The 19,892-nt window shown below is 40.3% G+C and carries 23 protein-coding genes; 20 read left to right on the top strand and 3 right to left on the bottom strand.

Annotated elements, in window-relative coordinates; all coding sequences use genetic code 11:
- Positions 1 to 2 precede the first annotated feature (2 nt).
- The 8 genes from AC6I5B_RS17740 (at position 3) to AC6I5B_RS17705 (ending at position 5,939) form a co-directional block, all read left to right on the top strand.
- Positions 3 to 1,295, top strand: coding sequence for a type II secretion system F family protein (locus AC6I5B_RS17740; RefSeq protein WP_004613172.1), 1,293 nt, complete (start codon positions 3 to 5; stop codon positions 1,293 to 1,295).
- A 31-nt stretch (positions 1,296 to 1,326) separates the two neighbouring features.
- Positions 1,327 to 1,503, top strand: coding sequence for a Flp1 family type IVb pilin (locus tag AC6I5B_RS17735; RefSeq protein WP_022250659.1), 177 nt, complete (start codon positions 1,327 to 1,329; stop codon positions 1,501 to 1,503).
- Complete coding sequence (locus AC6I5B_RS17730) at positions 1,469 to 2,851, top strand: DUF5702 domain-containing protein (RefSeq protein ID WP_181989664.1); 1,383 nt, start codon at positions 1,469 to 1,471, stop codon at positions 2,849 to 2,851. Before AC6I5B_RS17735 ends, AC6I5B_RS17730 begins: the two co-directional genes overlap by 35 nt.
- A 194-nt stretch (positions 2,852 to 3,045) precedes the next feature.
- Positions 3,046 to 3,753: a pilus assembly protein gene (locus AC6I5B_RS17725; RefSeq protein ID WP_227038995.1), complete on the top strand. Its 708-nt coding sequence runs from the start codon at positions 3,046 to 3,048 to the stop codon at positions 3,751 to 3,753.
- Positions 3,741 to 4,163, top strand: coding sequence for a prepilin peptidase (locus tag AC6I5B_RS17720; protein WP_117787348.1), 423 nt, complete (start codon positions 3,741 to 3,743; stop codon positions 4,161 to 4,163). Before AC6I5B_RS17725 ends, AC6I5B_RS17720 begins: the two co-directional genes overlap by 13 nt.
- On the top strand, positions 4,160 to 4,543 hold the full coding sequence (locus AC6I5B_RS17715) for a TadE family protein (protein WP_173691462.1): 384 nt from the start codon (positions 4,160 to 4,162) through the stop codon (positions 4,541 to 4,543). The genes AC6I5B_RS17720 and AC6I5B_RS17715 overlap by 4 nt, the downstream gene beginning before the upstream one ends.
- 22 nt (positions 4,544 to 4,565) lie before the next feature.
- The gene (locus AC6I5B_RS17710; RefSeq protein WP_004613087.1) at positions 4,566 to 5,288 is read left to right on the top strand and encodes a DUF6382 domain-containing protein; all 723 of its coding nucleotides are present in this window, start codon (positions 4,566 to 4,568) and stop codon (positions 5,286 to 5,288) included.
- Positions 5,289 to 5,345: 57 nt separating this feature from the next.
- A complete protein-coding gene (locus tag AC6I5B_RS17705) occupies positions 5,346 to 5,939 on the top strand; it encodes a rhomboid family intramembrane serine protease (protein WP_004613086.1) in 594 nt (197 codons plus the stop codon).
- On the opposite strand, the gene AC6I5B_RS17700 is transcribed toward AC6I5B_RS17705, so the two are convergent.
- Positions 5,826 to 6,563, bottom strand: a complete 738-nt coding sequence (locus AC6I5B_RS17700; RefSeq protein ID WP_022250663.1) for a sensor histidine kinase — start codon at positions 6,561 to 6,563, stop codon at positions 5,826 to 5,828. The genes AC6I5B_RS17705 and AC6I5B_RS17700 overlap by 114 nt on opposite strands.
- 126 nt (positions 6,564 to 6,689) lie before the next feature.
- Between AC6I5B_RS17700 and AC6I5B_RS17695 the strand changes: the two genes are divergently transcribed.
- On the top strand, positions 6,690 to 7,103 hold the full coding sequence (locus tag AC6I5B_RS17695) for an HIT family protein (protein WP_004613084.1): 414 nt from the start codon (positions 6,690 to 6,692) through the stop codon (positions 7,101 to 7,103).
- Between the two features lie 21 nt (positions 7,104 to 7,124).
- Entirely contained in the window at positions 7,125 to 7,691 is a 567-nt protein-coding gene (locus tag AC6I5B_RS17690; RefSeq protein WP_004613083.1) for an RNA polymerase sigma factor, read from the top strand.
- Between the two features lie 50 nt (positions 7,692 to 7,741).
- Here the strand turns inward: AC6I5B_RS17690 and murG are convergent, their stop codons facing one another.
- Positions 7,742 to 8,806, bottom strand: coding sequence for an undecaprenyldiphospho-muramoylpentapeptide beta-N-acetylglucosaminyltransferase (gene murG, locus AC6I5B_RS17685; RefSeq protein WP_004613082.1), 1,065 nt, complete (start codon positions 8,804 to 8,806; stop codon positions 7,742 to 7,744).
- A gap of 134 nt (positions 8,807 to 8,940) precedes the next feature.
- On the opposite strand from murG, the gene AC6I5B_RS17680 reads away from it, so the two are divergent.
- On the top strand, positions 8,941 to 9,756 hold the full coding sequence (locus AC6I5B_RS17680) for a DUF4367 domain-containing protein (RefSeq protein WP_022250664.1): 816 nt from the start codon (positions 8,941 to 8,943) through the stop codon (positions 9,754 to 9,756).
- A 64-nt stretch (positions 9,757 to 9,820) separates the two neighbouring features.
- Entirely contained in the window at positions 9,821 to 10,288 is a 468-nt protein-coding gene (locus AC6I5B_RS17675; protein ID WP_022250665.1) for a DUF6147 family protein, read from the top strand.
- 323 nt (positions 10,289 to 10,611) lie between these two features.
- Here the strand turns inward: AC6I5B_RS17675 and AC6I5B_RS17670 are convergent, their stop codons facing one another.
- On the bottom strand, positions 10,612 to 10,854 hold the full coding sequence (locus tag AC6I5B_RS17670) for a TIGR03905 family TSCPD domain-containing protein (protein WP_022250666.1): 243 nt from the start codon (positions 10,852 to 10,854) through the stop codon (positions 10,612 to 10,614).
- A 598-nt stretch (positions 10,855 to 11,452) separates the two neighbouring features.
- On the opposite strand from AC6I5B_RS17670, the gene AC6I5B_RS17665 reads away from it, so the two are divergent.
- The 8 genes from AC6I5B_RS17665 (at position 11,453) to AC6I5B_RS17630 (ending at position 19,866) form a co-directional block, all read left to right on the top strand.
- The gene (locus AC6I5B_RS17665) at positions 11,453 to 12,901 is read left to right on the top strand and encodes an aminotransferase class I/II-fold pyridoxal phosphate-dependent enzyme (RefSeq protein ID WP_044987320.1); all 1,449 of its coding nucleotides are present in this window, start codon (positions 11,453 to 11,455) and stop codon (positions 12,899 to 12,901) included.
- Positions 12,902 to 12,917: 16 nt separating this feature from the next.
- On the top strand, positions 12,918 to 13,769 hold the full coding sequence (speE, locus tag AC6I5B_RS17660) for a polyamine aminopropyltransferase (protein WP_004613075.1): 852 nt from the start codon (positions 12,918 to 12,920) through the stop codon (positions 13,767 to 13,769).
- The gene (gene speB, locus AC6I5B_RS17655; protein ID WP_497773503.1) at positions 13,759 to 14,616 is read left to right on the top strand and encodes an agmatinase; all 858 of its coding nucleotides are present in this window, start codon (positions 13,759 to 13,761) and stop codon (positions 14,614 to 14,616) included. Before speE ends, speB begins: the two co-directional genes overlap by 11 nt.
- 28 nt (positions 14,617 to 14,644) lie before the next feature.
- On the top strand, positions 14,645 to 15,847 hold the full coding sequence (locus tag AC6I5B_RS17650; protein ID WP_004613073.1) for a saccharopine dehydrogenase family protein: 1,203 nt from the start codon (positions 14,645 to 14,647) through the stop codon (positions 15,845 to 15,847).
- A gap of 29 nt (positions 15,848 to 15,876) precedes the next feature.
- On the top strand, positions 15,877 to 17,013 hold the full coding sequence (nspC, locus tag AC6I5B_RS17645; RefSeq protein ID WP_118208392.1) for a carboxynorspermidine decarboxylase: 1,137 nt from the start codon (positions 15,877 to 15,879) through the stop codon (positions 17,011 to 17,013).
- 16 nt (positions 17,014 to 17,029) lie between these two features.
- Positions 17,030 to 17,722 carry a 5'-methylthioadenosine/adenosylhomocysteine nucleosidase gene (locus AC6I5B_RS17640; RefSeq protein ID WP_004613069.1) on the top strand — a complete coding sequence of 231 codons (693 nt, stop codon included), beginning with the start codon at positions 17,030 to 17,032 and terminating at the stop codon, positions 17,720 to 17,722.
- A gap of 160 nt (positions 17,723 to 17,882) precedes the next feature.
- Positions 17,883 to 18,644: a hypothetical protein gene (locus AC6I5B_RS17635; protein ID WP_022250671.1), complete on the top strand. Its 762-nt coding sequence runs from the start codon at positions 17,883 to 17,885 to the stop codon at positions 18,642 to 18,644.
- Between the two features lie 148 nt (positions 18,645 to 18,792).
- Positions 18,793 to 19,866 (top strand): extracellular solute-binding protein, encoded by a 1,074-nt coding sequence (locus AC6I5B_RS17630; protein WP_004613067.1) that lies wholly within the window; start codon positions 18,793 to 18,795, stop codon positions 19,864 to 19,866.
- The last annotated feature ends 26 nt before the right edge of the window (positions 19,867 to 19,892 follow it).

Genomic DNA, 19,892 nt, shown 5'->3' with positions numbered 1-19,892 from the left:
TCATGATCATATGTATTATCGGATATGTGGTATTACTTTTTTTAGTGCTTCAGAAGCAGAAACGAAAAATTTTTGTGTGGTGTGAGGAAAAGACAGGAAGGCAGATTTTATTGATTTTGTTTTGTGCAAATACGATTGCACTCGGACTCTTTTGGCTGGACAGACAAGAAAAAGATTCAGGAGAAATCGAGCGGAATGTCTATGGCGGCGGAAGCAGACGAGAGACTTATGAGATCACGATCGGACAGACATTGAAAGAAAAAGAAGTTACGATAGATGTGGAAGAACAAAGGTATACATCACAGGAGACCAAAAAAATTTTCAAACGAGTGATGGAGAAAATGGATGAGGTTATTTTAGGTGAAAATAAAAGCCTTGACCGTGTGGAGAAAGACCTGAATCTGCTTACGGAGTGGAAAGATTATCCGGTGCAGATTCAGTGGGAGCTGGATCATTATGAAGTGATGAATGTGCAAGGAGAGATTCAGACAGAAAAGACAAAAGCAGAGGGAACGCTGGTAGAGCTTACCGGAAAGCTTACGTATGGTGGAGAGGAGGCTTTGTACGTGACAAATGCAATGGTATATCCGGAGTCGAAGAGCAAAGAAGAAAAATTACTGTCGGATGTTTTGCAATTGGTGGAAGAAAAAGAAAAAACAACAAAGACTGAAAAAGTATTTTCGCTTCCGAAAAAAATAAACGGACAACCAATTCACTGGAAAAAGAAAGTGGAAGCAAGAGGCTATTATGTACTTGTACTTGGCGGGGTGAGTGCTGTGCTTATGATTGCATTGAAAAAACAGAATGAACAAAAAGCAAGAAAGGCACGTAAAGAACAAATGCTTACAGATTATCCTGAGATTATTAATAAATTTGCACTTCTTTTAAGTACAGGAATGACAACGAAAAACGTGTGGGAAAGGATTGTGAAAAATTATGAAGAGCAGAAGATATGTACCGGAGAGCGGGCAGCGTATGAAGAGATGCGATACACCTGCAATGAAATGCAAAGCGGAATCACAGAGGCGGAGGCGTATGAAAGATTTGGTAAGCGGTGTGGAATCTCGGTGTATATGAAATTCGGGGCATTGCTTGCACAGAATCTGAAAAAAGGAACAAAAGGGATGACAGATTTGCTGCGAAATGAATCGGATCAGGCATTTGAGAATAGAAAAAGCAGAGCGAAGCGATTGGGTGAGGAGGCCGGAACAAAACTTCTTGCGCCAATGTTTGGAATGCTTGCAATTGTACTTGTCATCGTGATTGTTCCGGCATTTTTATCCATGCAGTTATAAGAATGTATGAAGTTACAGGAGGAGAAGGTATATGAAGAAGATAAGAAGATTTTTGGAATTTATGAAAGAAGAAAAAGGAATCGGGGTCGTGGAGGTGATTTTGATTCTGGTCGTGTTGATTGGTCTGGTTATTATTTTTAAATCGCAGCTTACAGATTTGGTACAGTCCATTTTTGATAAAATCACAAGTGAAAGTGGAAGAATATAAGGCAGGTGGACAGGTGCAAAAAGGAGAGATCACTGCGTTTTTAAGTCTTGTTTTTCTTTTGATCTTGTCGTTTCTAGGTGCAATGGTAGAAAGTGCATCAATTCAAGTGCTCAAAAATTATAAAAGAGCAGATACGATCCTTGCTGTGGAAAGTGTATTTGCGGAATATCAAAAACAGCTGTTAGAGGAATATGATTTGTTTGCATTGGATGCAGGTTATGGAGAGGGAAGATTAGATGAGGGAAAGATTCTAAAGCGTCTGGAATATTATGGCGCGCAGGAGAACGCAAATCAGGTGGAGAAGTCAGAGTTGTTGACAGACAACAGAGGGGCTGCATTTTATCGTCAGGCAGTTCGCTATGTGAAAAGTAAAATTGGGTTAGACCATATCGAAGAAGATACCTCATATTGGGAAGAACAAGAAGAAAGTGGGAAAGACTTTGAGAAAGAAGAGACGGAGGTTCAGGAAAATTTGGACTCTATGCTTGAGGGGACAGAAGAAAGTCTGCCAAGTGAAAATAATCCAATCGAATCCGTCTCGTCAATTCAAAAATCAAATCTATTACAAATCATTGTGGAAAATCCAGAACAATTATCAGAGAAATGTGTAAAAAAAGAGGAACTTGCCTCAGTGCGTGAACTAAATACAGGAAAAGGGAATTTTGCAGAAAAAGAAAAGAAAAATGAAGTGACCGGAAAACTCTTTTTTGAAAAATATCTGCTGGAACATTTTGCGGATATTACGCAAACGAAGGAGGAACGTGCATTGGACTATGAGTTGGAATATCTGATTGGAGGGTATGAAAATGATCAGAAGAATCTAGAAGCCGTTGTAAAGAAAATATTGCCAATTCGACTTGGAATCAATTATGCATATCTGCTTACGGATGAGGTAAAGAAAGCGGAGGCGGAAGTTCTGGCGCTGTCTTTATGTACGCTCCTTACTGTTCCGGGAATTACAGAGGTCGTAAAGCATGCAATCCTGTTGGCATGGGCGTATGGTGAGGGGCTTGCAGATCTTCGGACTCTTGTAGCGGGAAGGAAAGTGCCGCTTGTAAAAAGTAAGGAGACTTGGAAACTGAAGCTGTCAGAACTTTTGAATATCGGAGAGCAGGGAATACAAGATGTGGATCAGGATACAGGAGAAGGGCTGACATACCGGGATTATTTAAAAGGATTATTGATTCTGCAAGATAAAGAGACATTATCTATGCGGGCTTTGGATTTAATAGAACAGAATCTGGACCTAAAGGCAGATAACTGTGTGATGCGTATAGAGATTGAAAGCAAATGTAAACTGCGGCGTGGCGTACAATATGAATTTTCAACATATTTTGGATATCAATAAAAGAAAAGGGGTGAATGAAGATGTCCTTTCGATTCAATAATACTCACAAAAGAAACTATAAAAATGATCAAAAACAAAAAAGAAAGGAGAAAGACTCTTTTTTGACACATCTCTCCCAAATAAATGTCATCTCTTTATCGAAAAGGGCATCTTCATTCACCTCTGAAGGAAGTGTCACGGTGGAGGCTGCGTTGGTGGTGCCAATATTCTTTTTTGCAGTGTTGAGCCTTGTGTATTTGCTGGAAATTATGAATGTCCAGACTGTGATGAGATCTGCACTCCATTGTGCAGCAAAAGAAATCGCGGAGGAAGCATATGTTAATCCGCTTGTAATACGAGGGAAGCTGGAAAAACATATTGTAGAACATGTGGGAGAAACATGGCTGGATCACAGTGTTATTTCTGGCGGTTCGGATGGAATAGACTGTAGGAAGTCAATGGCATGGGGAAGTACAGGAATTATGGATCTGTCATTGATATATAAGGTTGAAGTTCCTATTTTAATGTTTCGTATCCCTGCAATTGTACAGGAAGAATCTATGCGGGTGAAAGGGTGGAATGGCTATGCCGGAAATGGATTTGGAAATCAAAGTGATGAGACTGTCTATATTACAGATACCGGAATTGTATATCATAAAGATGCAGATTGCACGTATTTGGAATTGTCTATAAAGTCGGTTGCCATATCAGATGTGGAACAATTGAGAAATGAAAGTGGAGGAAAATATTATCCATGTGAATCGTGTATGAGAAAAACATTTGGAAAGCAAATGGTATACATCACAGATACGGGTAATCGATATCATGGATCACTTTCGTGCAGCAGACTAAAACGAACGGTATATGCAGTGCCTTTATCCGAAGTTTTTGGAAGAGGAGGGTGTAAAAGATGTGTAAAATAGAGGATTTTATTATGCTTTTGTTTTTGCTTTGGTGTAGTATAAGTGATCTTCGCACAAAGAAAATACCGACGGTGCTGCTGATCATTATGAGTCTTACCGTAATTATGATTCGTTTGATTTTTATAAGACAGGAAATAGCTGGTATGGCAGGAGGTGCATTGATGGGAGCGATATTCTGGCTCATCAGTAAATATACAAACCAAGCGATTGGATATGGAGATAGTTGGCTTCTTGGAAATATGGGGATATATCTGGGAGGTATCAGTATGTTGGAAGTTGCGACAACTGCATTTTTTCTTACAGGACTTGTCTCACTTGCAGGCATTGTAATCAAACAGTGGAAGAAGAATGTCACAGTTCCGTTTGTCCCGTTTTTGACCGCAGCGTATTTGGGGGTGATCATGCTGTGAAGAAGAACCAAAATGGCAGTTTTACAATAGAGGCATCTTTTGTTGTGCCGATTATTTTAATGGTGTTTATGGCAAGCGTATATATCATATTTTATTTTCATGACAAGAATATTCTGTCGGGGGCTGCATATGAGACAGCTGTGGTAGGAAGTGAAAGAAAGAGTTATAAAAAAGAGGAGTTAGAGGCATATTTTAGAAGAAGAATAAAAGGGAAGCTGATTGTTTTTTCTAATGTGAAAGAAAACATAGAAGTGGAAAAAGAAGAGATTACGGTCACGTGCAGTGCGAAAAAGAGGCGGATGAAGATAAACGTTAGTGCATCGGTGAAACAGACAGAACCGGAAACGTATATTCGAAATGTGCGAAAAATAAAAAAATAGAAGAAAAGATAGGAGATACCAAGTGAAAGCGTGTTATAAGAATGATTTAAAGAAGGCATATTTAATTTTGGAAGGAGTGGAGAGCGAGGCGGAAGATTATCAGATTTATATGCTGAAGGAAAACACAATTCCCGGACTTTTGAAGACAGATATTCGGTATGTAGATAATATCAGTCAGTATTATTACGATATCAGCGGGAAGGTATCCTTAAAGGCAATTCATGAAAAGGCAAACTTAAGCTATGAGGAGATGAAAAATCTTGTGTATGCATTACTTCGTACGATTAAAACAATTCGTAAATTTATGTTGGAGGCAAACTGCATATTGCTGGATCCGGAATATATTTATTGCGAGAAAGAGGAATTTTATTTCTGTTATTTTCCGAGGTGTGAGTGTGAATTGAAAGAAGAGTTTCACAGACTGACAGAATACTTTGTAAGTGAGGTGAACTATAGGGAGAAAGAAGGGGTTCATTTTGCCTACAGTATTCATAAGGCATCAATGGAAGAAAATTATAGTATTGAACGTATTATGAACGAGTTGGTGGAAGCAGTTCAGGAGGAGAAAAAAGAAGAAAGAATGATTCCGGCTGTGAATTATGAAGAGCGTATGGAAGAACAGGGAATACCGGAGATTCATGAGAAAAAAGATTTTTGGGAACCGGTAAAACGGCTTTTGGACAAAAAGAAAAAAGGAAAATGGGGATATTGGGACGAAATCCATATTGAACAGGATGACTTGTAATTCAGGTACAAACTTTCTATAATTAGGATATATTTATTTTATAGAAAGGAAATTTTTATGGGAAATCAGAAAAAAGCAGTTTGTACAATTGGAATTGCTGCAGTAAATGTCATTGTTTTTTTACTTCTTTCTTTCGGAGGGAGAACAGAAGATGGGATGTATATGTTGGAACATGGAGCAATGTATGTCCCGTATGTAGTGGAATATAAGGAATATTACCGGTTGTTTACGTGTATATTTTTACATTTTGGTTTTTCACATCTGATGAATAACATGCTTACACTTGTGGTGGTCGGATGGAATGTAGAGATGTTTGTCGGAAAAGCAAGATTTCTTACGATATATCTTTTGAGCGGGTTGGGAGGAAATCTATTGTCCATGGCAGCAGATATATGGAGACAGGATTATAGCGTATCAGCAGGGGCGTCCGGTGCAATTTTTGGACTGACCGGAGCCTTGCTGTGTCTTGCGATTTTAAATCATGGAAGAGTTGGAAATATCACAAAACAGGGTATGATCGTGATGATTCTTATCAGCTTATATACCGGTTTTACAAGCGGGGGCGTTGACAACCTGGCCCATGTGGGAGGATTGCTGACAGGAATTCTCGTTACAGCACTGCTTTGTTGGAAGCGTAATCCGAAACGTTGATCCTTTTTGTGGAGCAGAGTCAACCTCAATTGTTCCGCCATGGGCTTGTATGATACTTTCAGAAATCGAAAGCCCAAGGCCGGTACCGTTTTTCTTATATGTAGTAAATGGTTCGAAGATGGAACTCAGATGCTCTTTGGAGATACCGCATCCGTTGTCTTGAACCTGGATGATGATGGAATCTTTGGACTGCTCGGCCGTCATGGAGATGGTTCCGTCAGGGGAAGCTGCATCGGCAGCATTTCTCAAAAGATTTAAAAATACTTCTTGTAATTTTGTTTTATCTCCTGTAATCTGATTAATAGAAGAATCTATTTTGGAAAAATATTCCAATTTTGTATCCGCGACAGATGCGGCGAAAGAAAGGGAGATATATTCCCAAAATGGACGGAAAGAGAACGTTGAAAAATTAAGGGCGCCGGCATGATTGAATCGGGAAAGATCATCTAAGAGTACTGACATAAATTCTACATCCTGCATCAGTTCGTGCCAATGGTCAAATGTTCTCGCCTCAGGATGTCTGGACTCTATGAGCTGAAGGGTACTATATATAATTGTAAGTGGGTTTCGAAGTTCATGTGAAATTTTACTTATGACTAATTGTTCGTTTTTATTTAGTTGCATAGATCGCACCGCCTTTCATATGAAAGTGTAGCATTGGTATGACGGTTATTCAAACAAATCTCGTCGACAAAATACGACAATAACAGACATTTAAAAGGGATTAATAAAAGAAAGAAGGAAGAAAAAATGAGAGATGAAAATTGTATTTTTTGTAAAATTGCAGCAGGAGAGATTCCATCTGCAACATTGTATGAGGATGATGACTTTAGAGTCATTCTGGACATTGAGCCAGCTTCGAAAGGACATGCGTTGATTCTTCCGAAGGAGCATTATGCAAATTTATACGAATTGGATGATGAGATTGCAGCGAAAGTACTTGTGCTTGCAAAAAAGATTGTGACGAAACTGAGCGATATTTTAGGATGTGAGGGCTATAATATCGTGCAGAACAATGGGGCAGCAGCCGGACAAAGTGTATTTCACTATCATATGCATTTGATTCCTAGATACAAAGACGACACAGTTGACATTAAGTGGAAACTGGGTACTTTGACAGAGGAAGATAAAGAGTACATTTTAAAGAAAATGAACGAGAAGTAATAAAAACGGGAGATATTTATTGTGGAATCAAAATCGACAAAAGATAAAAAATTCGACAGTATCTATCGGGCGTATAAAGATTCAATCTTTAAAGTGGCTATGCATTATGCAAAATGTGAAGATTTGGCAAATGAAATTACACAAAAGACATTTTTTCAACTATATATTTACTTTGAAAATGTAAATTTAGATAATGTTTATCCGTGGTTGGTAACAACCGCTAGAAATTTTACGTTTAATTACAATCGAGATAAAAAGCGTGAGATATTAGGAGAAGTATTTGAGGTACTAAAGGAGACAAAAGACAAATTTTGCAATATAAACAATATGGAAGAATACTATTTGAGAACAGAGCAAAAGAGAAGGGCAGAGGAGTTGGAAGATAGCATTTTTGAATGTTTATATAAAGACCACAGAATATGGTATGATGCAGTTACACAAGTGTATTGTTTTGGAAAATCGCAACAAGAGGCAGCAGAACAATTAGGAATTGCAGTTGAAGTATTGAATAGCAGACTATATAGAGCCAGACAATGGATACGAAAGAATTACGAAAATGAATACAGAGAGGTTGTCAGTTGGTTCTGAGAAAGCAAATGGTGTCGTAACGACACCATTTGCTGATTTGTTCCAATAATTTAGTGGACAGCTTCTTGAATTAAGTTAATAATTGTATTGATAGAATCTTGCTGTGAAGAATGCTTCATAGCGTCTATGTAAGTGTTTCTGTGTTGATACAATTTGTGAATGGAATCTAAAAGTGTGTCTTTGTTTAATTCCTCTTCCTCTAAAACGATACTGAAACCTTGACGTTCAAAAGAACGTGCATTCAAAATCTGATCTCCGCGGCTTGCGTTTGCAGAGAGCGGAATTAAAAGATTTGGCTTATGCAGTGCAAGAAGTTCGCAAATTGCATTAGCACCAGCTCTTGAAATCACAACATCTGTGAGTGCGAACAAGTCTTTCAATTGATTTTGAATGTATTCGAACTGAACATATCCTTTTAAAGATTTCAAAGAATCATCCATCTTTCCTTTTCCGCAAAGGTGAATGACATGAAAATCTTTTAATAATTCAGGAAGAACAGAACGTACAGCATTGTTGACAGCGACAGAACCAAGACTGCCTCCAATAATTAAGATAACAGGTTTGTCATCGGTCAGTCCGCAAAATTCAAGTGCGGCAGATCTGCTCCCTTCTAACAGTTCCTGACGAATCGGTGAACCGGTAAGCACTGCTTTCTCCTTTGGAAGATGTTCTAAAGTTTCCGGGAAGTTGCAGCATACTTTTGTTGCGGACGGAATCGAAATCTTGTTCGCAAGTCCCGGAGTCATATCCGATTCATGAATGATGGTTGGCACGTGACGACGTTTTCCTGCCATGACAACCGGAACGGAGACGAAACCGCCTTTGGAAAAGATAACATCTGGCTTCAGTTCTTTAATCAATTTATTTGCTTCGCGAAATCCTTTTAGAACCCGAAAAGGGTCTGTAAAATTCTGCACACTGAAGTAACGGCGAAGTTTACCAGAGGAAATCCCGTGATAAGGAATCTCAAATTGTTTAATTAAATCTTTTTCAATACCCGTATAAGAACCGATATAATGGATATCATATCCCAGTTCTTTTAGACGGGGCAGTAAAGCAATATTAGGTGTAACATGACCGGCAGTACCACCACCGGTAAGAATAATACGTTTCATAACATTCCTCCGAAGTTTTTTCTATAAAATAATATTAAACAGTATTTTGGCAAAGGTCAAGAGGAATGGAGAAAAGAACGTAAGTAGTGGAGTGAACAGTAAGGAATTTGTTGACGGTTGCATAAGGAGACATTATGGATGAGGAAATGAAACGATTTTTGCAGGAAGAACTGAAAAAAGAGGCGGATCAGATTATGCGAGAGGTGGAGGCTGATCCGGAAGTGGCAGATCTGACAGCGCCTTCTGAGATTGATCAGAAGTTGTATGAACAGATTAAGCAGTATAAAGAAGAACATTACGCCCCGGAAGAGACATTGTCGGGAGAACAACAGGAGTTAATTCGCCTTGGAAAAATTTACAAAAGAAAACAAAAGAGGCGCAAGTATGTGGTGCTGGCCGCAGCAGTTGTGTCAGCATTTGCGGTGGGGATTACAAGCTTTGGAGGACCGGAGCGGATATTGCATAAATTTAATTGGAACATAGGAGACAGAGAACAGACGAATTTTGACTCTGATGATGAGGATATTGTAGCCGCAAAAGTAAGTGAAGAGGAAGAAGCGTATCAGAAGATAAAAGATGAGTTTGGGTTTGATCCGGTGAGGATGGATTATCTCCCTCAAAATATGCAGTTTGAAGAGGAAATTATCTATTCTGAGATGCAGAATATTCAAATGATTTATAGCGGTGAGGAAAATACGAGTCTCAGATATGAGGTGAATATTAATTATAACGAAGGTTCGATTGGTGTGGACAGGGAAGATCAGGCAATAGCAAAATCTACTATAGAAGTCAAAGGGAGTAATATTGAGATAAAAAGCTATAAAGTAAATGATAAAACACAACGTATTGTGGCAGCATTTGAATATGGTAATATTCAATATTTTATTACTGGAAATGGTATGGAAGAGGAAGAATTTAAAAAAATTATAAAAAATTTACATTTTTTTTAAAAAATAGCGTTAGTTTTTCCGACTTATGTGTATATATAGTATAGGGATATAGAAGGAGGAGAAAATGAAGAAGAAAATAATAGCAGTAGCAAGTGCATTTTGCTTGAGTGTGGCAAGTTTAGGAATGGTTGATTTACGAGTATCAGCTCAGGAGAATGAAAAAGGACAAGAAGATTTTTCGTATTTGCTGACAGGAGATGTTATTATTGGTCAGATGCAACCAGAAACAAAGGGAGTATATTTATCGAGTGGTACATCTATTATCAAGGATGCTGGTTCGGGTAAAATTGTTGCAGGTGGAATTACTAGTGCTGCGATAAAGTGTGATGTCTCAGTGAATGTAATTGTAGAACGACTATCCGGAAGTAATTGGGTACGAGTAACATCGTGGACAGCAAATGAAAATGATGCATGGACGGTAGGGAGCAGTAAAAACCTAACGGTGGGAAAAGGATACTATTATCGTGTCAGAAGTGTTCACTACGCACATACTGATGTAAGTAGTTCAATGACAAGTAGTCTTTGGAGATAACCGTCATATAATTTAGCATCTCTCTGGGGGAACTGTCGCAGCCACTGCAAGCGTAATTATGAGGAAACTCATAAACTAACAAAAATTATAGAGAGAGCTTACATCAAGAACAAAACCACATAGCTCATAGAGCTAAAAATCTACGGATTTGCAGTGGCTGCGATAGTTCCCCCGGGTAAAAAAGGAATGGAATCATCCATTCCTTTTCTTTTTGAATTATAAGAAATTCCTTTGGAATCCTGTAATTCAAAAAATGCACTTCGTGCAAAGATGCGCAATCTTTTTTGCCTGATTTATAAAAATATATAAGATAATTTTGAAATTTATTTTCCGGTAGCTTGTCTTAATGCCTGAGCAAGCTGGTCTGGGCAGGAAGTTGGACGTGGGCCGCATTTGATACCTTCAATGCGGGCGATTGCATCGTCTACTTTCATACCTTCTACTAAACGGGCAACACCCTGTGTGTTACCGGAGCATCCGCCAACAAATTCTACGGAGCGAATGGTGTCTCCGTCAAGTTCTAATTTTATCATACGGGAACAGACTCCCTTTGTTCTGTATTCCATGAAATTATCCTCCTCTGAATGTGATATTAGATTAATAGTGTTTCACATATTATAACAAATGGGATATGAAAAAACTAGAAGAAACAAAACTTTTTCTTTTACGTGCAAGTATGACCCCTCAAAGGAGTGTTTCTTCTACGGACTGACAGGAGCAGACAGCAACCAATTTGTGAATATTTTCAAAAAAACTGTGAAAAGTGCTTGATGTATGGGCAAAAATATTATAAAATACAAAACGTATGGAACGTAGAAAAGTTTAGAGTTTCATGCAAATATTTTTGGCAGTGAATGCTGCCTTATTGATTGAGTTAGAAGCTCAAATTTTATAAGTTGGTTACTTTATAACCGGTGTTGAGAACAACACATCAACTTGTGAAACGGTCAATAAGAGTATTAAAAGTAAAATATTTGCTATATAGACTCTAACATAAATATCTGGAATGTGAAGAAGGACAGTCTCGGACTGTATTGTTCGCATGAAAGTGATAAAGAAGTAGACGCAAGCAAGAATGATGTAAATTCCTGCCTGCGTTTTTTGTATGTAAAATTACGCGTGGTAAGGAATTGTAGTAACCTGATAGAAAAGAGGAACGATAAGATGGAAAAAGAATTACAGCAGAGAGCTCCGATATATGAGGCATTGGAACGATTTCGAAGAATGCGTATTGTTCCGTTTGATGTTCCGGGGCATAAGCATGGAAGAGGCAATCCTGAACTGGTGGAACTGCTTGGAGAAAAATGTGTTGGAATTGACGTGAATTCTATGAAACCGCTCGATAATCTGTGCCATCCGGTATCGGTCATCAAAGAGGCGGAGGAGCTGGCAGCAGATGCATTTGGAGCAAAACACGCATTTTTAATGGTTGGCGGAACAACTTCTTCCGTTCAGGCAATGGTGTTATCTTGCTGCAAAAAAGGCGATAAGATCATACTTCCGCGAAATGTACATCGAAGTGTTATCAATGCTCTTGTTCTTTGTGGAGCGCATCCGGTATATGTGAATCCGGATGTAGATAAAGAATTGGGAATTTCGCTTGGAATGAAAGTGTCACAGGTAGAGCAGGCGATTCGGGAAAATCCTGATGCAGTGGCAGTATTTGTAAATAATCCGACATATTATGGAATTTGTTCGGATCTTAAGACAATTGTAAAACTTGCGCATGAGCAGGATATGAAGGTTCTTGTGGATGAGGCGCATGGGACGCATTTTTACTTTGGAGAGAATTTGCCAATCTCGGCGATGGCAGCCGGGGCAGATATGGCATCTGTCAGTATGCACAAATCCGGTGGCAGCCTGACACAGAGTTCATTTCTACTCATTGGCGAAGGAGTAAAAGAAGGGCATGTAAGGCAGATCATTAACCTGACACAGACGACGAGTGGCTCATATCTGCTGCTGTCCAGTCTCGATATTTCCAGAAGAAATCTGGCGCTTCGCGGAAAAGAGGCTTTTGGAAAGGTCGCTGCACTTGCCGACTATGCAAGAGAAGAGATTAATAAAATTGGCGGATATTATGCGTTTTCCAAAGAGCTTGTGAATGGGAGCAGTATTTTTGATTTTGATACGACAAAGCTCTCGATTCATACGCTGGAACTGGGACTTGCCGGAATCGAAGTATATGACATTTTGAGAGATGAGTATGATATCCAGATTGAGTTCGGAGATATCGGAAACATTCTGGCATATCTGTCCATCGGCGACCGCAAGCAGGAAGTGGAGCGTCTTGTGAGTGCCTTGGCGGAAGTAAAAAGACGCTATCAAAAAGATAAAACGGGAATGTTGACGCAAGAGTACATCGACCCACGTGTTGTCACCACGCCGCAGGAATCATTTTATGCGGAAAAAGAGTCTCTTCCGCTGAGCGATACGGTAGGAAGAGTCTGCAGTGAGTTTGTAATGTGCTACCCGCCGGGGATTCCGATTCTTGCGCCAGGGGAAGAGATTACAAAAGAAATTTTAGATTATATTATTTACGCAAAAGAAAAAGGATGTTCTATGACCGGACCGGAAGATGCCCAGATAGAGTATCTGAACGTGCTGAAATAACAGGGAGGTGTAAGCGATGGAGATGTGGTTCCATGATGAACATACGGACAATGTAAAACTGGCAATTAGAGTGGATTATCAGGTGTTTTCGGCTCAGAGTGAGATACAGAGAATCGATGTGCTTGAGTCGAAAGAGTTTGGCAAAATTCTTGTTGTAGACGGAGATTTGATGCTCACCGAAAAAGACGAGTTTATCTATCATGAGATGATCAGTCATGTGCCTATGGCAGTGCATCCGCAAGTGGAAAAGATACTTGTAATCGGCGGAGGAGACGGCGGTGTTGTAAGAGAACTTGCGAAATATGATACGGTGGAGCAGATTGATGTGGTAGAGGCAGATCCACTTCTTGTGGAGGTGTGCCGAAAATATTTTCCACAGATGGCATGCAGTTTGAATGATCCGCGTGTGCATATTTATCATGAGGATGGATTACGGTTTATCCGTTCAAAATCTGATGCGTATGATTTGATCATCATTGATTCGCCGAATCCGTTTGGCGCAGGGGAAGGGCTTTTCACAAAAGAATTTTATGGAAATTGTTTTAATGCGCTTCATGAAGATGGTATTATGATCAACCAGCATGAGAGCCCGTTTTACAAGGAGGAGGCATTCCAATGTCAGAGAATGCACAAGAGAATCATTGAATCCTTTCCAATCAGCAGGATTTATCAGGCACATATCCCTTCCTATCCGTCAGGACACTGGCTGTTTGGGTTCGCTTCAAAGAGATATCATCCGATTCATGATATGGATGGAATTCAGTGGAAACTGCGTGGGATTCAGACAAAATATTATTTGCCGAGACTGCATGAAGGAGTATTTGCACTCCCGGCATATGTGGAGGAATTAGTACAAGATGTTGAATAAAAATATTGTGACGTTTATAGGATGCGAGTCTGAGTATGAAGATGCAAAGATTGTGCTTTACGGAGCGCCGTTTGACTCGACAACGTCTTTTCGTCCAGGCACAAGATTTGGAAGTGCCGCGATCAGAAATGAGTCTTTTGGTCTGGAGACATACAGTCCGTATCAGGACAAAGAACTGACAGAGTATTGTGTGTTTGACAGCGGAGATCTGGAACTGCCGATGGGAAGTGCAAAGAAGTCTCTTGAGATGATAGAAGAACGATGCCGTGTGATTTTGAAGGATGGTAAAGTTCCGTTTATGATCGGCGGAGAGCATTTGGTGACACTTGGCAGTATGAGAGCGGCGGTTGAGAAATACCCCAATCTTCATATCATACACTTTGACGCGCATGCGGATCTTAGAGATGAATATCTGGATGTGAAAGAGTCACATGCATGTGTGATGAGACGGTGCTGGGAACTTGTAGGTGACGGCAAAATTTATCAGTTTGGTATTCGCTCAGGTGACAGAGAAGAATTTCTGTGGTCGAAAGAAGGACATGTGACGATGCATCCGTTTGACCTGAATGGGTTGGAAGATGCGATAGAGGCATTAAAAGGGAAACCGGTGTATTTCACAGTGGATCTGGATGTGTTAGATCCGTCTGTATTTCCGGGGACAGGAACGCCGGAGGCTGGTGGAGTGAGTTTTAAAGAGCTTTTGGATGCGATTATAAAGGTATGCGAAAGCTGTAATGTCATCGGATGTGATGTGAACGAACTTAGTCCGCACTATGATCAAAGCGGCGTGTCAACTGCGGTGGCAGGAAAGATTGTGAGAGAATTTTTAATTGCATTGGCAAAATAAATCAGGATAAAAGCAGGAGGAAGAAAAAATGGGAAAAATATTAATTATTGGCTGTGGCGGTGTAGCAAGTGTGGCAATTCAAAAATGTTGTCAGGTAAGTGAAGTATTTACAGAGATGTGTATTGCAAGCCGTACCGTTTCAAAATGTGAGGCTTTAAAAGAAAAACTGGAAGGAAAGACAAATACAAAGATTACAACAGCACAGGTAGATGCTGACAATGTAGATGAGCTGATTGCGTTGATTGAAAAAGAAAAACCGGAAGTAGTGCTCAATCTTGCACTTCCATATCAGGATCTGACAATCATGGACGCATGTCTTGCGACAAAAGTACACTATATTGATACAGCGAATTATGAGCCGGAAGATACAGCAAAATTTGAATACAAGTGGCAGTGGGCATATCGTGAAAGATTTGAGGAGGCTGGTATCACAGCGCTTCTTGGAAGTGGATTTGACCCGGGAGTGACAAGTGTATTTTCTGCATATGCATTGAAACACTATTTTGATGAGATCAATTATATTGATATTATGGATTGTAATGCGGGAGACCACGGTTATCCGTTTGCGACAAACTTCAACCCGGAGATCAACATTCGCGAGGTGTCTGCAAAAGGTTCCTACTGGGAAGATGGTCACTGGGTAGAGACAGAGCCGATGGAAATCAAACGTGTTTACAATTTCCCGGAAGTTGGAGAGAAGGATATGTACCTTCTTCATCATGAAGAGATCGAATCTCTTGCATTGAATATACCTGGAATTAAGAGAATCCGTTTCTTTATGACATTTGGACAGAGTTACCTGACACATTTAAAATGTTTGGAAAACGTAGGAATGACTTCTATTGAACCGATCATGTATGAAGGAAAAGAGATTATTCCGCTTCAGTTCTTAAAAGCAGTACTTCCGGATCCGGCGTCATTGGGACCTCGTACAGTTGGTAAGACAAATATCGGATGTATTTTCATCGGGAAAAAAGATGGAAAAGAAAAGAAACTTTATATTTACAATGTATGTGATCATCAGGAATGCTACAAAGAGGTGGGCTCTCAGGCAATCTCTTACACAACAGGAGTTCCGGCTATGATCGGTGCGATGATGATCATGAACGGAACATGGAACAAAGCAGGTGTATATAATATTGAAGAGTTTGATCCGGATCCATTCATGGAAGCGCTGAACAAATATGGACTGCCATGGAAAATCAGTGAAGATCCGGAATTGATTGATTAATTTGAAGAGAGAAAAGGTGAGGAGAACCGATGAGAAGAAATGAACTTCCAACACCGTGTTATGTCATTCAGGAAGAACAGCTCAGACAAAATCTTGAGATACTAAAAGGTGTGATGGACAGAACCGGATGTAAAATCCTGCTTGCCCAGAAAGCATTTTCCATGTATGAGGTGTATCCACTGATTGCGCAATACCTTTCGGGAACAACAGCCAGTGGTTTGTACGAGGCAAGACTTGGGGCGGAAGAGATGGGAATTCCGTTTGGAAAGGAAACGCATATTTTTTCACCTGCCTATAAGGAAGAAGAATTTGATGAGATTTTAACTTACTGCGATCACATTGTATTTAATTCTTTTGAACAGCTGGAACGATTTGGAAAGAGAGCGGCTGAGGCGGGAAAAAGTGTAGGACTTCGCATTAATCCACAGTATTCAACACAGGAGGGACACGAGATCTATGATCCATGTGCCACTGGATCGAGGCTTGGGGTGACGATTGAGAAATTCAGACCGGAGCTTTTGGAATATGTTGATGGTCTGCATTTTCATACGTTGTGTGAGCAGGATGCGCAGCCTTTACATGACACCCTGAAAGAAGTGGAAAGACAGTTCGGGGAATGGCTGCCGAAGATGAAATGGCTGAATTTTGGCGGCGGACATCATATCACGAGAGAGGGCTATGACATCGCATTATTGGAGCGGTGTATTTGTGATATGAAAGAAAAATATGACTTGGAGATTTTTCTGGAACCGGGAGAGGCGGTAGCCTTAAATGCCGGTGTACTGCTTACGAAAGTAGAAGAAATTGTGGAAAACAGCATACAGATTGCGATTTTGGACACGTCCGCAGCATGTCATATGCCGGATGTGCTTGAGATGCCATACCGTCCGCCGCTTCAGGACGGCTATGAGGCGGAGGAGAAGGCATATACTTACCGCCTTGCAGGACCGACCTGCCTTGCGGGAGATGTAATCGGTGACTATTCATTTGCGGAGCCGCTAAAAAGAGGTGATACACTCACATTTGAAGATATGGCAATCTACACGATGGTCAAAAACAATACATTCAATGGAATGCGTCTGCCGGCAATTGTATTGGAAGATAAGGATGGAGAATGCCGGGTGGTTCGACAGTTCGGATACGAAGATTTTAAGATGAGATTATAGAAATGAGGAAACAGTTATGATAGGTATTATAGGAGCGATGGAGGAGGAAGTAGCCGCGTTAAAAGAGGCTATGACAATTGAAGAAAATGTCACATTTGCGTCTATGGATTTCTGTAAGGGAACATTGTGTGGAAAAGCAGTTGTTGTTGTCAGAAGCGGGATTGGAAAAGTCAATGCTGCAATCTGCACACAGATTTTAGTAGATAAATTTGGAGTGGATACATTGATCAACACAGGAATTGCCGGTTCTTTAGATGCCAATATTGATATCGGAGATATGGTAATTTCTACGGATGCGGTAGAGCATGATATGGATGCAAGCATTTTTGGAGATCCAATCGGACAGGTGCCGCGGATGGATACATTTTCGTTTCCGGCAGATTCGGAATTGGTAGAAAAAGCGAAAGCTGCCAACGAAGAGGCGAATCCGGATATCCACACATTCGTAGGACGTATTGTGAGTGGAGATCAGTTCGTGTCTTCCGCGGAGGTGAAAGAGAAATTAGTATCTAATTTCGGAGCGAAATGTACAGAGATGGAGGGGGCTGCGATTGCGCATGCAGCTTACTTAAATAAAGTTTCGTGCGTCATTATCCGAGCAATTTCGGACAAAGCCGACAACAGTGCGACGATGGACTATCCGGAGTTTGAAAAGCAGGCAATCACACATTCTGTAAGGCTTGTGAAGAGTTTGTTGCCACGATTATAAAAAACATGTGACAAATCATGCGGAAATTCGCGTGATTTGTTGTTGAAATATGTAAAACGATTCAAGAACCCAACTTCTTTATTTGCTGTATAATAAAGCCAACAGTTCAGTCATGACACAAAGTGTACATGCAAGTATAAAGAAGGAGGGCTCTTTTATTATGTTAGAGACATTAGTGGAAAATCAAATTATTTTTTATGCGATGGGAGCAGGAGCGGCGATTGGAGTTTTAAGCAAGCTGATTGCCCATTTTACGTTGAGAAGAATGGTGAAAGCGGCCAGCAGAATGAGTAAAAGCAATCATAAGCTGATGAGACTTGTGCGGGCAAAATTCGAACATGCCAGTATGGTCAGCGACAAGGTGCAAAATGTAGAAGCGTTTGTGAAAAAATATGTCTATGAATATCGGGTTTTTGGAATCAGACTTCATACATTCCGAAACTTAGAAAAAAAGACAATTTGGATTGTAGCGGTATTGGGGACGGCAGGAACTGTGGCGGTATATTATCTATATGGACTGGAAGAGCAGGTATTCCAATATGCAGCATGGACAGGAATCGGTGCAGTGATATTGTGCATGGTACATATATTGAGCGATGAAAATTATTATCAGCAGATGGCAGAAAACTATATGATTGACTATTTGGAAAATGTCTGTGCCCATCGTTATGCAAAACTGTATAAGGAAAAGAACGTAAGTCAGACAAGCGTACTGGAAATGGAAGAAACATTCCAGCCGGAGGCTGAGGAAGAAGTGGTCGTGGCAGCGGTGGAAGAAGTTCAGGAAGAGCCGGTTTCCGAGCAGGAACAGGTATATGCCATGGAGCGCGAAGAACCAGCAAAAGAAGAAAAAGATGCAGTGGAAGAAAAAAGACTGCAGGAAGTGCAGGTGCGCCGGATTTTAGAAGAATTTTTGGCATAGTTCTTATCTGATAGAAACGCATAACTTATAGATAAAGTCAATATATCTTATATAAAAAAACAATTAGCAAAGAATATGGAAAATAAGTATAATAGTAACCGTTGGCTAAAGGAAAGGTCAAAAGAAATGAAATTTTTTGGAGGTTACTATGAAAAGAAAAGTATTGGCAGCATTGCTGGCTGGTGTGATGGTATTCTCTTTGACAGCATGTGGGGACAAGAAGGACGAGAAAAAAGATGACACAGCAAAGAACGGGAAAACAGAGTTAGAGGATTCTCTTGTCATTTATTCGACACACTCTGAGGAAATGTTGGAGACAATCTGTGACGCATTTACGGAAGAGACAGGTGTGGAAGTAGAGTTTATCAATTTGAAAGGAGAACTTGCAGACCGTGTCCGCAGTGAGAAAGAGAATCCGCAGGCAGATATCATGTTCGGGGGAGACACAGCGACATATATGCTTCTTCAGGAAGAAGGATGCTATGAGCCGACAACACCGTCATGGGCGGACGAGCTTGCAGATGATTATAAAGATGCAAAAGGATATTGGTATGGAACATATAAAACTCCGGTTGTTATGTTCTACAACAAAGAGTTGATGAGCGCTGAGGAAGCGCCGAAGGACTGGAGCGACCTTGTGAAAGAAGAATATCAGGGAAAAATCATTTCCCGTGATTCCTTATCTTCTTCTATGAGATCTACAATTGCAGCGTTAGTTTCATTCTATTCTGAAAAAGACGGTGAGGATGCGGCGTGGGATTATGTGACAAAACTGAATGCAAATACAAAGAACTATTATAACAGTGGAAGTATGATGTTCCAGGCGATCGGAAAAGGTGAGGCTGCGATTTCTATGGCAGTTTTGGACAATGTGATCGACAATAGAGACAACAACAAGATGCCTTTGGAGATCATCGATGCAACAAGCGGGGCAATCACAATCACAGACTGTATCGCGGCAATCAAAGATGCGCCACACCCAAATGCGGCGGCAGAATTTATCGAGTTTGTGGGAAGCAAAGAGGGAGAAGAGCTGGTGGCAAATTCATTCAACCGTATGCCGGCTTTAGATGCGGCTTTAGAAAATGCCCCGGAATGGATGCAGACAGGATATGAGCCGATGAAATTAGATTGGTCAGTGATCAGTGCAAATCAGACAGACTGGTTAGAAAAATGGGAGACAGACATTCTTGATGCAAGCAAAGCGATTGCAGCCGAGTAAATAAAGTACAAAGTTTTGAAATAGTG

Source organism: Faecalimonas nexilis (assembly GCF_059731825.1).
This window is presented reverse-complemented; position numbering and strand designations above follow the sequence as displayed.

Excerpts from the sequence above, each read along its gene's own strand:
- AC6I5B_RS17740 (WP_004613172.1), top strand. The coding sequence starts at position 3 with ATGATCATATGTATTATCGGATATGTGGTATTACTTTTTTTAGTGCTT.
- AC6I5B_RS17735 (WP_022250659.1), top strand. The coding sequence starts at position 1,327 with ATGAAGAAGATAAGAAGATTTTTGGAATTTATGAAAGAAGAAAAAGGA.
- AC6I5B_RS17720 (WP_117787348.1), top strand. The coding sequence starts at position 3,741 with ATGTGTAAAATAGAGGATTTTATTATGCTTTTGTTTTTGCTTTGGTGT.
- AC6I5B_RS17705 (WP_004613086.1), top strand. The coding sequence starts at position 5,346 with ATGGGAAATCAGAAAAAAGCAGTTTGTACAATTGGAATTGCTGCAGTA.
- AC6I5B_RS17700 (WP_022250663.1), bottom strand. The coding sequence starts at position 6,563 with ATGCAACTAAATAAAAACGAACAATTAGTCATAAGTAAAATTTCACAT.
- AC6I5B_RS17695 (WP_004613084.1), top strand. The coding sequence starts at position 6,690 with ATGAGAGATGAAAATTGTATTTTTTGTAAAATTGCAGCAGGAGAGATT.
- murG (WP_004613082.1), bottom strand. The coding sequence starts at position 8,806 with ATGAAACGTATTATTCTTACCGGTGGTGGTACTGCCGGTCATGTTACA.
- AC6I5B_RS17680 (WP_022250664.1), top strand. The coding sequence starts at position 8,941 with ATGGATGAGGAAATGAAACGATTTTTGCAGGAAGAACTGAAAAAAGAG.
- AC6I5B_RS17675 (WP_022250665.1), top strand. The coding sequence starts at position 9,821 with ATGAAGAAGAAAATAATAGCAGTAGCAAGTGCATTTTGCTTGAGTGTG.
- AC6I5B_RS17670 (WP_022250666.1), bottom strand. The coding sequence starts at position 10,854 with ATGGAATACAGAACAAAGGGAGTCTGTTCCCGTATGATAAAATTAGAA.
- AC6I5B_RS17665 (WP_044987320.1), top strand. The coding sequence starts at position 11,453 with ATGGAAAAAGAATTACAGCAGAGAGCTCCGATATATGAGGCATTGGAA.
- speE (WP_004613075.1), top strand. The coding sequence starts at position 12,918 with ATGGAGATGTGGTTCCATGATGAACATACGGACAATGTAAAACTGGCA.
- speB (WP_497773503.1), top strand. The coding sequence starts at position 13,759 with ATGTTGAATAAAAATATTGTGACGTTTATAGGATGCGAGTCTGAGTAT.
- AC6I5B_RS17650 (WP_004613073.1), top strand. The coding sequence starts at position 14,645 with ATGGGAAAAATATTAATTATTGGCTGTGGCGGTGTAGCAAGTGTGGCA.
- nspC (WP_118208392.1), top strand. The coding sequence starts at position 15,877 with ATGAGAAGAAATGAACTTCCAACACCGTGTTATGTCATTCAGGAAGAA.
- AC6I5B_RS17640 (WP_004613069.1), top strand. The coding sequence starts at position 17,030 with ATGATAGGTATTATAGGAGCGATGGAGGAGGAAGTAGCCGCGTTAAAA.
- AC6I5B_RS17635 (WP_022250671.1), top strand. The coding sequence starts at position 17,883 with ATGTTAGAGACATTAGTGGAAAATCAAATTATTTTTTATGCGATGGGA.
- AC6I5B_RS17630 (WP_004613067.1), top strand. The coding sequence starts at position 18,793 with ATGAAAAGAAAAGTATTGGCAGCATTGCTGGCTGGTGTGATGGTATTC.